At 73.8% G+C, this 12,771-nt stretch carries 8 protein-coding genes; 6 read left to right on the top strand and 2 right to left on the bottom strand.

Annotation, left to right across the window (positions count from 1 at the left end; translation table 11 throughout):
• From ABD879_RS29735 to ABD879_RS29720, 4 genes are all read left to right on the top strand, one after another.
• On the top strand, positions 1-1,574 hold a 1,574-nt coding region (locus tag ABD879_RS29735; protein ID WP_345025033.1), incomplete at its 5' end, for a condensation domain-containing protein.
• Positions 1,559-5,479 carry an amino acid adenylation domain-containing protein gene (locus ABD879_RS29730; RefSeq protein WP_345025032.1) on the top strand — a complete coding sequence of 1,307 codons (3,921 nt, stop codon included), beginning with the start codon at positions 1,559-1,561 and terminating at the stop codon, positions 5,477-5,479. The genes ABD879_RS29735 and ABD879_RS29730, both read left to right, overlap by 16 nt.
• A 9-nt stretch (positions 5,480-5,488) precedes the next feature.
• The gene (locus tag ABD879_RS29725) at positions 5,489-5,698 is read left to right on the top strand and encodes an MbtH family protein (protein WP_285496425.1); all 210 of its coding nucleotides are present in this window, start codon (positions 5,489-5,491) and stop codon (positions 5,696-5,698) included.
• Positions 5,699-5,800: 102 nt separating this feature from the next.
• Positions 5,801-6,538, top strand: coding sequence for a thioesterase II family protein (locus ABD879_RS29720; RefSeq protein WP_345025031.1), 738 nt, complete (start codon positions 5,801-5,803; stop codon positions 6,536-6,538).
• A gap of 467 nt (positions 6,539-7,005) precedes the next feature.
• On the opposite strand, the gene ABD879_RS29710 is transcribed toward ABD879_RS29720, so the two are convergent.
• Positions 7,006-8,649, bottom strand: a complete 1,644-nt coding sequence (locus tag ABD879_RS29710; protein ID WP_345025030.1) for a TROVE domain-containing protein — start codon at positions 8,647-8,649, stop codon at positions 7,006-7,008.
• A gap of 886 nt (positions 8,650-9,535) precedes the next feature.
• Between ABD879_RS29710 and ABD879_RS29705 the strand changes: the two genes are divergently transcribed.
• Positions 9,536-10,042, top strand: a complete 507-nt coding sequence (locus ABD879_RS29705) for a cyclophilin-like fold protein (protein WP_345025029.1) — start codon at positions 9,536-9,538, stop codon at positions 10,040-10,042.
• Between the two features lie 46 nt (positions 10,043-10,088).
• Here ABD879_RS29705 and ABD879_RS29700 read toward each other — a convergent pair whose 3' ends face one another.
• Positions 10,089-10,646: a GNAT family N-acetyltransferase gene (locus tag ABD879_RS29700; protein WP_345025028.1), complete on the bottom strand. Its 558-nt coding sequence runs from the start codon at positions 10,644-10,646 to the stop codon at positions 10,089-10,091.
• A 208-nt stretch (positions 10,647-10,854) separates the two neighbouring features.
• Between ABD879_RS29700 and ABD879_RS29695 the strand changes: the two genes are divergently transcribed.
• Entirely contained in the window at positions 10,855-12,078 is a 1,224-nt protein-coding gene (locus ABD879_RS29695) for a helix-turn-helix domain-containing protein (RefSeq protein ID WP_345025027.1), read from the top strand.
• The last annotated feature ends 693 nt before the right edge of the window (positions 12,079-12,771 follow it).

Genomic DNA, 12,771 nt, shown 5'->3' with positions numbered 1-12,771 from the left:
CCGTCGAAGAACTCGCCGCCATCGCCCGCCCCCTCGCCGACGCCGACGCCGTCGAGGCCGAACCGCCGGGCGCCGGACTGGGAGTCGTGCCCGCGACCCCCATCATGCGCTGGTTCCAGGAGCTCACCGGCCCCACCGACGACTACAGCCAGCGCATGCTGATCCAGGTGCCGCCGGGCCTCACCGTGGACGCCCTGGCCGACGCCCTCCAAAGGGTCCTCGACCACCATGACATGCTGCGGCTGCGCGTCGACCGCACCGAGCCGGACTGGCGGTTCGAGGTCCCGGAACCCGGCACGGTGGACGCCGCCGCGCTCGTCCGCCGCGTGGACGTGTCCGACGCCGGCGACCTGCGCGCCGTCCTCGCCGAGGAGGCCGCCGCGGCCCGCGCCGGCCTCGACCCCGCCGCCGGGATCATGGCCCGGCTGGTGTGGTTCGACGCCGGGCCCGCCCGGTCCGGGCGGCTGCTGGCGACCGTCCACCACCTGGCCGTGGACGCGGTGTCCTGGCCGATCCTGCTGCTCGACCTGGTCACCGCCCTCACCGGCGGCGGCGCGTTCCAGCCCGTCGGCACGTCCTACCGCCGCTGGGCGCAGCGCCTGGCCGCCGAGGCGGCCGAACCCGCCCGCACCGCCGAACTGCCGCTGTGGACCGACATCCTCGCCACGCCCGACCCGGTGCTCGGCCGCCGCCCCCTCGACCCCGCCGCCGACACGTTCGGCACGGCCCGCCACCTCACCGTGGACCTGCCCGCCGACGTCACCGCGCCGCTGCTGACCGACGTGCCCGCCGCGTTCCACGGCCGCGTGGGCGACGTGCTGCTCACCGCGCTCGCCCTCGCCGTCGCCGGATGGCGGCGCGACCGCGGCCGCGCCGACGACACCGCCGTGCTGATCGACCTGGAGGGCCACGGCCGCGAGGAGATCATCCCCGGGGTGGACGTCACGCGGACGGCCGGCTGGTTCACCTCGATCCACCCGGTGCGGCTCGACCCGGGCGCGGTGGAGCCGGGTGAGATCCGCGCGGGCGGCCCGGCCCTCGGCACCGCGTTGAAGAAGGTCAAAGAGCAGCTCCGCGAGATCCCCGACAACGGCATCGGCTACGGCCTGCTGCGCCACCTCAACCCGGCCACCGCCGGACGGCTCGCCGCGCACCCCGCCCCGCAGATCGCGTTCAACTACTTCGGCCGCTCGCCCCAGCCGGAACCGGCCGACTGGGCGCCCGCCGCCCGCGAGGAGGCCGACGCGCTCGGCCCGAGCACGCACCCGCGCCTCGGCATGGTCCACGCGATCGAGGTGAACGCGCAGACCCGGGACCTGCCGGGCGGCCCCGAGCTCAGCGCCACCTGGACCTACGCGGGCGGCCTGTTCACCGAGGACGAGATCGCCGACCTCGCCGGCCGCTGGCGGGACGCCCTGCGCGGGCTGGCCGCGCACGTGGCCGACGGCGCCGCGCACGGCCCGGTCGGCGGGTTCACCCCGTCCGACCTGCCGCTGGTGTCGATGAGCCAGGAGGAGATCGACGAGCTGGCCGCCGAGCTGGACGCGGAGGACGAGGCATGGGATCCGGAGTGAAGTCGCAGCTGGAGGACATCTGGCCGCTGTCGCCGCTGCAGCAGGGGCTGTTCTTCCACGCGCGCTACGACTCCGGCCGCGGCGACGTCTACACCGCGCAGATCGTGTTCGACATGATCGGGCCGCTGGACACCGGCGCGCTGCGGGCGGCCGCCGAGGCGCTGCTGCGGCGGCACGCCAACCTGCGGGCCGGGTTCCGGCAGCGCAAGGACGGCAGCGCCGTGCAGATCGTGCACCGGCGGGTGCGGCTGCCGTGGGCGGAGGCCGACCTGTCCGACCTGCCGGAGCAGCGGCGCGAGGACGAGGCCCGGGTGCTCGCCGAGACCGAACGCGCCCGGCCGTTCGACCTTTCCAGACCGCCGCTCCTGCGGTTCCTGCTGATCAAACTGGCCGCCGACCGGCACCGGATGGTGTTCACCAACCACCACATCCTGCTGGACGGCTGGTCCACCCCGGTGCTGCAGACCGAGCTGTTCGCGCTGTACCTGGCCAAGGGCGACGACACGGGCATGCCCCGCGTCACCCCGTACAAGAACTACCTGGCCTGGCTCGCCCAACAGGACCGCGCCGCCGCCGAGGACGCCTGGCGGCGCTCGCTCGACGGCCTGGACGAACCAACGCTCGTCGCCCCGCACGCGGGCGACGCCCCCGCGGCCACACCCCCCGACAAGGTGCGGCGCCTGCTGCCCGAAGACCTCACCGCCGCGCTGTCCGCGCGCGCCCGCGCCCACGGCGTCACCCTCAGCACCGTCCTGCAGCTCGCGTGGGGCGTGCTGCTGGCGCGCCTGACGGGACGCACGGACGTGGTGTTCGGCGCGGCCGTGTCCGGCCGTCCCCCCGAACTGCCCGGGGTGGAGCAGATGATCGGGCTGTTCATCAACACGCTGCCCATCCGCGTGCGGGTCCGCCCCGGCGACACCGTGGCCGAGGCCCTCACCCGCCTGCAGCGGGAACAGGCCGACCTGATGCCGCACCACCACCTGGGCCTGACCGACATCCAGCGCCTCACCGGCATCGGCTCCCTGTTCGACACCATGACGGTGCTGGAGAACTACCCGTTCGACCCGGACGCGGCGGGCACCGACCTGGGCGGGCTCACACTGCGGGGCGTGGACGGCTACGACGCCAGCCACTACCCGCTCACCCTCGCCGCCGTACCGGGACGGCGCCTGTCCCTCAGGCTCGACTACCGCACCGACCTCTACACCGCCCGCGACGCCACCCGCGTCATGGAACGCCTCCTGCGCGTCCTGGAGGCGATCGCCCACCGGCCCGGCACGCCCCTGGGCCGCGTCGACGTCCTCGACGACGCCGAACGCGGCCGCGTCCTGCGCGACTGGCAGGGCACGGCCACCGCGCGCCCCCCGCAGACCGTCACCGAGCGGTTCGCGCGCCGCGCGGCCGAACACCCCGACGCCGTCGCCGTGCGATCGGCGGCGGGGGAGACCCTCACCTACGCCGAGCTGGACGCCCGCGCCAACCGGCTCGCCCACCGCCTGGCCGGGCTGGGCGTGCGCCGGGAGACGCGGGTGGCGATGCTGCTCGAACGGTCCGCCGACGTGATCGCGGCGAGCCTGGCGGTGCTGAAGGCGGGCGGCGTGTACGCGCCGATCCACCACGGGTACCCGCGCGACCGCGTGGCCTGGGCGGTCGAGGAGGTCGGCGCGCCCGTCCTGCTCGTCAACACCCCCATGAAGGACCGCGTGGCCGGTTTGGACGTCCGCGCCCGCGTCCTGGTCGTGGACGACGACCCGGAACTGGCCGCCCAGCCCGACACCGACCCCGGCGTCCCCGCCCACCCCGAGCAGGCGGCGTGCGTGCTGTTCACCTCCGGCTCCACCGGCGTCCCCAAGGGCGTCATGCTGCGGCACCGCGACATCGTCGCCCTCGCCGACGACACGAGCCTGCGCACCCCCGCGCACCGGCGCGTGCTCGTGCACTCCCCGCACGCCTTCGACGCGTCCCTGTACGAGATGTTCACGCCGCTGCTCAACGGCGGCACCAGCGTCGTCGCCCCGCCCGGAAGCCTCGACGGCGAGACCCTGGAACGGCTCATCGCCGCCGAGGACGTCACCGCGCTGTTCCTCACCACCACCCTGTTCAACCTGGTCGCCGAGGAACGCCCGCACGCCTTCGCACGCCTGCGCCAGGTGCTGACGGGAGGCGAGGCCGGGTCCCCGGCGGCGATGCGCAAGGTCCTCGCGGCGTGCCCGGACACCGAGGTCGGCCACGTGTACGGGCCCACCGAGGCCACCACCTACACCACGGTCACCGGCATGCGCGGCGCGCTCGCCGACCCGGCCGAGACCACGGCCGTGCTGGGCCGGCCCATGGACGACATGCGCGTGTACGTGCTGGACGCCGGGCTGCGGCCGGTGCCCCCGGGCGTCCCCGGCGAGGCGTACATCGCCGGCGCCGGAGTCGGCCGCGGCTACCTCGACCGGCCCGCCCTCACCGCCGAACGGTTCGTCGCCGACCCGTTCGGCGCCCCCGGCGACCGCATGTACCGCACCGGCGACCTGGTGCGGTGGCGCGAGGACGGCACCCTCGAATACCTCGACCGGGTCGACTTCCAGGTCAAGGTGCGCGGTTTCCGCATCGAACCCGGCGAGATCGAGGCCGCCCTCGCCGCCCACCCCGCCGTCGCCACCGCCGCCGTCGTCGCCCGGCAGGACGCCGGCGGCGTGAAACGCCTCGTCGCCTACGTCGTGCCCAAGGACGGCGGCGCCGATACGGCCGACCTGCGGCGGCACACGGCCGAACGGGTGCCCGAGTACATGGTCCCGGCGGCGTTCGTCCTGCTCGACACCCTGCCCGTCAACCCCAACGGCAAGCTCGACCGCGACGCGCTGCCCGCCCCCGCCTTCGACGCCGCCGCCGGGGGACGCGCCCCCGCCACCCCCGACGAGGAACGGCTGTGCGAGGCGTTCGCCCAGGTCCTCGGCCTGGAGCGGGTCGGCGCCGACGTCAGCTTCTTCGACCTCGGCGGCGACAGCATCACCGCGCTCAAGCTCGTCACCCGCGCCCGCGAGGCCGGCATCGAGCTGACGCCCCGGGACGTGTTCACCCACCAGACCGTCGAGGCGCTCACCCGCCGCCTCGCCGACGACACCGGCCGGCTCGGATTCGAGGTGCTGCTGCCGATCCGCACCACCGGGAGTCGGCCGCCGGTGTTCTTCGTCCACCCCGCCGGCGGCCTGGCCTGGGGCTACCTGCGGTTCTGCCGCCACCTCGGCCCCGACCAGCCCGTCTACGGCCTGCAGGCGCGCGCGTTCACCCAGGCGGAGCTGCCCGGGTCGGTGGAGGAGATGGCCGCCGACTACCTCGAGCAGATCCGCGCCGTGCAGCCGTCCGGGCCGTACCGCCTGTGCGGCTGGTCGCTGGGCGGGCTGGTCGCCTACGAGATGGCCTGCCGGCTGCAGGCGGCGGGGGAGCGGGTCGCGCTGCTCGCCCTCATGGACGCCTACCACGGCCAGGACCTGGACTCCGAACGCCGCGACGTCCTGCCCGAGCTGCTGCAGGCCATCGGCGTGGACGCGCGCACCGTCGCCCCCGACGGCCACCCCGACATCGGGCAGATCATGGCGCTGCTGGCCGAACGCGGCGACGCCCTCGCCACGCTCGACGAGGACGCCCTGGTCAACGTCTACCGCAACTACGAGAACGGGCTGCGGCAGGCCGAGGCGTACCGGCCCGGGCGCTTCCGCGGCGACCTGGTGTTCTTCACCGCCCGCCGGGGCCGCCCCGCCGGGGCGCCGACCGCCGCCGCCACCTGGGGGCCGCTGGTCGACGGCCGCGTCCACGACCACCCCGTCGACGCCGAGCACCACGAACTGCTGGAACCCGGACCCGTCGCCGAGATGGGCGCCGTGCTGGCCGCCCGCCTCGCCGCCGCACCACGCTGAGGAGAACCGATGACCAACCCCTTCGAAGACCCCGACGGCACCTACCTCGTCCTGGTCAACCACGAGGGCCAGTACTCGCTGTGGCCGTCGTTCGCCGAGGTCCCCGCCGGGTGGACGGTCGACAAGACCGAGGACACCCGGCAGGCGTGCCTGGACCACATCGCCGAACGCTGGACGGACATGCGGCCGCGGAGCCTGGCCGAGGCGATGGGCGACTAGCCCGCGGGGCGCGGCCGGTCGGACGGACACCGGGGCCGCCGCGGCCGCTGCCGTACCATCGCGCGTGAGCCCGCCGCCGGCCGAGGACGAGGAGTTGATCACGTGACCTGGTTCCGCTGCGCCGAGACCCGCCCCTGGGCGTCGCTGCGGCTGTTCTGCTTCCCCCACGCGGGCGGATCGGCGGTGTTCTACCGCCCGTGGGCCGCGCGGATCGGCCGCGCCGTCGAGGTGCAGGCGGTGCAGTACCCCGGGCGCGCCGACCGCCTCGCCGACCCGTTCGTCGACGACGCCCACCAGCTCGCCCGCCTGATCGCCGGGGCGATGGCGCCGCTGCTGGACCGCCCCGCCGCGCTGTTCGGGCACAGCATGGGCGCCATCGTCGCCTACGAGACCGCCCGGCTGCTGCAGGAACGCGGCACCGCCCCCGTGCACCTGTTCGCCTCCGGCGCCCGCGCCCCGCACGACCGCGAGGACCGGCGGCTGTCCGACCTCGACGACGACGGCCTGGTCGCCGAGATGGTCGCCCTGGGCGGGTCGGACGCCGACGCCCTGCGCGACCCCGAGCTGCGCGAGCTGGTGCTGCCGTACGTGCGCAACGACTTCCGGCTGGTCGAACGGTACGAGCACCGCCCCGGGCCGCGGCTGACCGTCCCGGTGACGGCGCTGGTCGGGGACGCCGACCCCCACGTCCCCGCCGACCGGGCGCCCCGGTGGGGCGAGGTGACCGACGGCGCGTTCCGCTGCGAGGTGCTGCCCGGCGGCCACTTCTACCTCGTCCCGCAGCGGGACAAGGTGATCGCGGAGGTGCAGCGCGCCCTGGCGGTGCCCGCGGGCCCCTGACCCGCGGGCGGGCGCGGGGCCAGGGGGCGGTCGGTGCACCTCGACGCCGTACGCGGTGAGCGCCTCGCCCACCGAACGTCGTGCCGCCCGACGGCACAATGGGCCGGGTGACGCTCCTACCGACCCGCTCCGATCCGGAACGACGATCACAACACCGCCGGGCTGAAGGCCACCGCGATGCGCCTGGTCAACGCCGTCCCCGCCGTCGTCCAGGCGCCTCCCGGCCTGCTCACCGCCCTGGACCTCCCCCTGATCACCGCCCGCGACATCCACCCCTGACCGAGCCTGAAAACCTCCGCCGCTCGGCCGGCCGGCGGGCGGCCCGGTCCGGGCCGGTGCCGCGGTGCGGCGCTGGGCCGCCACCTGAGCGCGGCGGCCGAGCGCGGGTGCCGCCCTCGGGGCGCCGCCTGTGCGCGCGAAACGGCCCCGGCGATCCGCCGGGGCCGTCGGAGCGGGGCAGAGCCGGTTCACAGCCACGGCCAGTCGGCGTCGCGTCCGGCTTCCAGGAGCGGGATGAGCCGGAAGGTCGCGTCCGTCATGCCGCCCAGCTCGTGGCGCGTGCCGCGGCCGGTCGGCATCGCCGCGTGCCGGTAGCCCGCCAGGTTGAACCCGTACATCGGCACGTGCTCGGGAGCGGCGTCGGCGACGCCGCCCGTCCCGCCGAACGTCTGCATGTCCGACAGGATGATCACCCGGTCCTGGCCGCGGTAGGTCGCGCGCACCGCGCCGGCGATGTCGGTGCCGTGGCCGACCTCGCCGATCCGGCGCACGAGCCGCTCGACCTCGCGCAGCACCGACGCGCCGCGCCGCACCCGGTGCCCGAACGTGCCGTTGGCGAACCCGCACAGGTCGACCTGGTCGCCGCGCGCCGCCAGCGTCACGCCGAACAGCGCGGCCATCTGCGCGTAGGTCATCTTGGACCGCCCGGAGACGCCCCGGGACGTCATGGACGCCGAGGTGTCCACCAGCACCAGGGTGCGGCCGGGCAGCGGCGGCACGTTCGCGGTGGCGGCCGTGAGCGCCTTGTCCAGGGCGTGACTCCAGCGCAGCGACGGCGCGGCCAGGTGGGCCGAGAAGAACCGGAACGGGAACTGGCGGCTCCGGGCCACCTGCTCGGGGTCGGCCAGGCGCGCCGCGACCCGCTCGGCCACCTCGTCGCTCACGCCCGCCTCGTCGAAGTTGCGCAGGTTGCGCAGCAGCGCCATGTAGCCCATGGAGGGGATGAGCGCCTCCCACAGGCGCGCCTTGTCCACCCGGGAGCCCGCCAGCGACAGGGCGTTCTCCCACGTGAGACCGGCCTGGTGCAGCGCGTCGGCGTCGAGCAGCAGCTCGGGCCGCTCGGCCGCGGCCTTCAGGAAGGCCGCGTTGCGGGCGATCGTGCCGAGCACGCCGGGCTCGGGTTCGCCCGCACGCCCCCGGCGCCGGTCGATGGCGTGGGCGAAGAGGGCGCCCTGCCACGGCTTGCCCGGGTCCGGCGACGGGTGCACCAGCTCGACGACGTCGCCGAAGCGGAAGCCGCGCGAGCCGGTGTCGTACTTCAGCAGCGACCGCTCGTCGTACAGGCGCCGCACCGCGTCGGCCAGGCCGCGCTTGACCGGCTTGGGGATGGCGCGGCCATAGGCGGCCGTCCAGTACGCCAGCAGCTCGCCCGGCTCGTCGGCCCGCCGGCAGACCGCGTCGATGACGCGCCGGTTGAGGTCGCGCTGCCGGCGGGCACCGTCGGGCGGGCCCGCCGGCGCACCGCTGCCGGCGTGCGGCGGCGTCGCGGCCGCGGCCTCCAAGCGGGCCTTGACCATTTCGCACGCGCCGACGATCGGGGCGCTGCGCATGTTGCCCTCGCTGCGCAGCCACGTGAGCATCTGCGTCAGCCACAGCGGGTCGTCGAGGGCGACCTGGCGGACGAGTGCGCGGTATCGGTCGTCGCGGTCGCCGGCCTTCTCATAGAAGGTGTCCTCGCCGACCATGTTGGCCACGGCGAGCAGGAACAGCTCGCTCTTGGCGTCGCGCGCGTAGCCGGGCGCGCCTTCGTAGGTGACACCGCTCGGCCGCGCCTCGGTCTTCACCGGGCTGGAGACGGCCGCGCGAGAGCCGGACCGGTTGAACTTGGCCATGAGAAAGCCTTCCTCGCGTGAACGGGAGGAAGGCCGGCGGCGGGGGTGCCCGAGATCGAAGTCGGCAGCGGTATTTGCCAGACCGGTGCTCTGCCTGCTGAGCTACGCCGCCCGGTGGGCGGCGGCGGGACTCGAACCCGCGTCCCTCGGTTTAGTAAGGAAGTATCCGCTGCCTGCGCACCGGGCACCCCGCATATGCCTGCGTTCCTCCCGAGATCAGGTCGGCGGCGGAGACGTCGACACCAGAACCCCGTTGGGCCGCTCCGACCGCTCGGCCGGAGGCGGGACTCGAACCCGCACCGGACCCTGTTCGGCATGGAAGTATCCGCTGCCTGCGCACCGGGAGGTGCGTATTCAGTTATGACCACAGATCGCGCGCGCTTTGGAGTTGTGAGCGCCCTCCCGAGGTCAGTGCAGCCGCGGGAATCGATTCTTCAGGAGAGGAAGTAGCCCGCGGCATCCGCACCGGGAGGGTGCTCGGAACTGAGGAGATCACAGCCGCCGCCATGAACTCAAGCGATTTATGGCGATATGTGCGGCCGGTCGAGGGCTCGCTCACGACGCCTTCAGACGGCGCTGTCCCCGCCGTCGGCCAGGCGCCTCCCGGCCTGCTCACCGCCCTGGACCTCCCCCTGATCCAACATCCACGACCGACGCGCCCGGCGCGGGCCGTCGGCGGGGGCGGGCCGCTGTTTAGGCTTCCGGCGGAGGCGAGTTTCGGTCGGCGGACGGGAGCCTGCATGGACGTGCCGAGTGGGGTCGATCGCAGGGAGCTCGCCCGCTGCATCAGCGCCGCGTCGACCGGGCGGCGCCGCTGTTGGCGCGGATCTTGCTGGTCCGCGCGGTCTCGGACATCCGCCTCCACCGCGGAAGCCATGCCCTGTGGGTGGCCGAGGACATGGCCGCCGACTGCGGTGCGGAACTGGAGGAGGCCGGGACGGCCACGCGGGAGCTGGCGCGCGTTCTGGTCCCCGGGCACGATGTCGACCGCAACCTCGTTCCCGCGGTCGTCGCGACCCGGCGGTTGAGCCGCGCCGTCGGCAGCGAGGACGGCGCGTACGCCAGATATTCGATGGCCACCGACCCCGACACCGCCATCGACAGGGACCGGGCCGGTGCACTGGGCGAGGAGTGGGACGAGCAGCGCCCCCGCCACCTAGCCCGACCGCGCTCGGCGGGAACGACGCCCGGCAGGAGGGAGGGAACCGACCATGGCACGCGCCGCCCTCCAGTGCGCCGCCGGGGCGGCCGCGCCGCCCGCGACCTGGCCTCCCTGCTCCCGCTCACCCTGGACCCGGAGGACTTCCACGGCACCGAACGGATCGGCTACCCGCCGCGCAGGCCGACCACCGACGGCGCTCCCGAACCGACTGCGGCCAAAGCCGGGGCATGAGCGCCGCGCGTCTGCCCGACGTGGCCGACGGACCGATGCGGACGTCTCAGAGCGGGAGCGGCAGCACCATGGCGTCGAAGTCGGGGGAATCCGGGTACGGCTGCAGTTTGCCCACCTTCCGCCAACCCCACCGGGCGTACGCGGTCTGCGCCGAGGTGTTGTCCTCGCGGACCAGCAGCGTCGCCCGTTCCTCGCGGCGGCCGCGCAGCAGCTCGTCGTGCAGTGCGTGCGCCACGCCCTTCCCCTGCCGCTCGGGCACGACCATCAGCTCGTTGAACGCGAACGTCCGCGTGCCGGTTTCGACCGTGAACCCTTCCTCGGGTGCGCCCATGGTCAGCCCTTCCCACCACCGCGACGTCTTCGGGAGTGCGTACCCGAACGCCTGGCCGACCGGTGAGCCGGACACGCGGGCGACGACGATCTCGAACCCGGGCGCCTTGAGGTAGCCGCGGACTCGCTCGGCGAACCGCTCGGCCGAGGAGAACGGGTTGCCGGTCACATCCGCGTGACTGGCCTCGTACAGCGGCACGATCACCTCGTCGAGGATGGCCTCGGCCGACGCGGCGTCATGGCGGGCGAAGGTCAGCTGGGGGCGCGCGGTCATCGGTCTCCATTATTGAAGATCGCGAGTTTCTCGTACGCTTCCCGGATCGCCGGCCTGCGGGCGTCCTCCGCAGAGGCCAGGGCCAAGGCGTTCAACGCAGTACGCAGGAGCACCGCGTCGTGCTCGACGGGCGGACGCATCCCATGACGCAGCGAGGTTCTGCGCCGTAGCCTGAGCTTGTCACACGCTTTCAGGAGGTGCAGGGCCCATGCGAGGCACCACCCCACTACGCCCCGACGCCCCGTTTTCCGAGCGGCTGCAGTACTACCGCACCCGCGCCGGTCGCAGCCGCGCCGTGGTGGGAGGCCTCGTCGGCCGGTCGGCCGAGTGGGTCAAGGCCCTGGAAACCAGCAAGATCGGCATGCCGCGCCTGCCGATGCTCGTCAGGCTGGCCGAGGTGCTCGACATCGAGAACCTGGCCGACCTCACCGGAGACCAGCGCATGTCACGCGCCACCTACACCAAGCACGCCCACGAGGACCTGGACTCGATCCGCGACGCGCTCCACTCCTATCCGGTCATCACCTCCGACCGGCCCGTCCCCGCGGACGTGCTCGCGGGCCGCGTACAGCAGGCATGGCGGGCCTGGCATACGTCCCGGTATGAGCGCGGCGCCGTCGCCGGACTGCTGCCCGGCCTGCTCGCCGACGCCCGCGTCTCGGCGCGCCGATTGGAGGGCGAGGAGCGCCGCGAAGCCGCCCGGCAGCTCGCGCAGGTGTACCACATCGCGCAGCTGTACGCGTCGCACCAGCCGGTGCCCGAACTGGTGTACATGACCGGTGACCGGGCGATGCACGCCGCGCAGGACGCCGACGACCCGGTCGCCATGGCCGGTGCCGCCTGGTACCTCAACCACGTGTGGCGGGATGCGGGTGAGGCCGCCGAGGCACGGGAAGAGCTGGCACGCGACGTGGCGGGACTGCTGCGACCGGCCGAGGACGAACAGGACCGGGCGCTGTACGCACTGATGCACCTGGCGATCGCGCTGTCGCATGCCAAGCTTGGCAAAGAGGGTGACGCGTGGCGGCATCACGACGAGGCCGACCGGGCCGCGCGGTCGCTGGGCGCAGGGTATGCCCACCCGTGGTTGATGATCGGCCCGGGAATGGTCTCCCACTACGCCGTCACCATCCACCTTGACCTGCAAAAACCCGGCCTGGCGCGGCAAGCGGCCCGCCGGATCGACCCTGCGGCCATCCCGTCCCGCACCCGGCAGTCCCGATATCTGGTCGAGGTGGCGCGCGCGTACCACCGCGAGGGCGATGACGTCGCGGCGGTGCACCTGATGCAGAAGGCCGACAAGCTGTCGGGTGACACGTTCGCGTTCAGCCTGTTCGCGCGCTCGATCGTGGCGGACCTGCTGCCCGATCCTCCCGCCGCGGTGGCTGAGGATGTCCGCGAGCTGGCCAGGACACTCCGGCTGATCCACTAAGGGGTAGCTTTCCTACCTCTCAACGATGGGGGAGGGGTAATACCTCCTCCGCTGCGTCTCATGCGGCTGAATATGAAGCGTGACGCAGACGTCGAAGAGCACCACGGGCCGGGCGGTAGTGATGACGCCCGGTAGGTGGTGGGCACACCGGCGCATTTGGCGGTCAGTGCGGTGTGTTCAATGCCTTCTTCCCGAAGGGGCAGGGGCAGCGCCTATGGCGGTGGGCGGCTCTTGCTCGTGTCGCCCGTGTATATCCCGAGGAGGCATCCAACCAAGTGTGGTGGGCGAGTGCGCCCCGAGGCTGACTAGCACACCCCGCTGGCTGGATTGGCGCTGCGTCCTGGCGACGTACGGTCGCCGCGGACCCGGGCACGCCATGGCGGGAGCGTACGACGTCGCATCGTTCCGGATGCCCACCGCGCGCGGCGGGGGGAAAGCCGCGTGCGGCTTCTAGCGGGCGCCATGCCCCGCGTCGCCCGCCGCCGCACGGCCCGGCCCTGGCTGGGGTGGGCCGTGCGGCCTTCACACCAAGACAAGTCGACCCCGGGCCGCTGATGCAGCAGCGGGGAATCCCGGGGCCTCGCCGGACGATGGAGGTCCGACTGATGTACGAGTATGACCCATTGTTCGCGCTCGGTGCGTCGCTGGGTGCGGACGGGCTGGCGGTCGTCCGCACGGCGGACGGTCTGCAGG

It is taken from the genome of Actinomadura keratinilytica (assembly GCF_039539665.1).
Lineage (GTDB): Bacteria > Actinomycetota > Actinomycetes > Streptosporangiales > Streptosporangiaceae > Spirillospora > Spirillospora keratinilytica.
This window is presented reverse-complemented; position numbering and strand designations above follow the sequence as displayed.

What these genes read in the sequence shown, in the direction of transcription:
- ABD879_RS29730 (WP_345025032.1), top strand. Translation starts at nt 1,559, where the DNA reads ATGGGATCCGGAGTGAAGTCGCAGCTGGAGGACATCTGGCCGCTGTCG.
- ABD879_RS29725 (WP_285496425.1), top strand. Translation starts at nt 5,489, where the DNA reads ATGACCAACCCCTTCGAAGACCCCGACGGCACCTACCTCGTCCTGGTC.
- ABD879_RS29710 (WP_345025030.1), bottom strand. Translation starts at nt 8,649, where the DNA reads ATGGCCAAGTTCAACCGGTCCGGCTCTCGCGCGGCCGTCTCCAGCCCG.
- ABD879_RS29700 (WP_345025028.1), bottom strand. Translation starts at nt 10,646, where the DNA reads ATGACCGCGCGCCCCCAGCTGACCTTCGCCCGCCATGACGCCGCGTCG.
- ABD879_RS29695 (WP_345025027.1), top strand. Translation starts at nt 10,855, where the DNA reads ATGCGAGGCACCACCCCACTACGCCCCGACGCCCCGTTTTCCGAGCGG.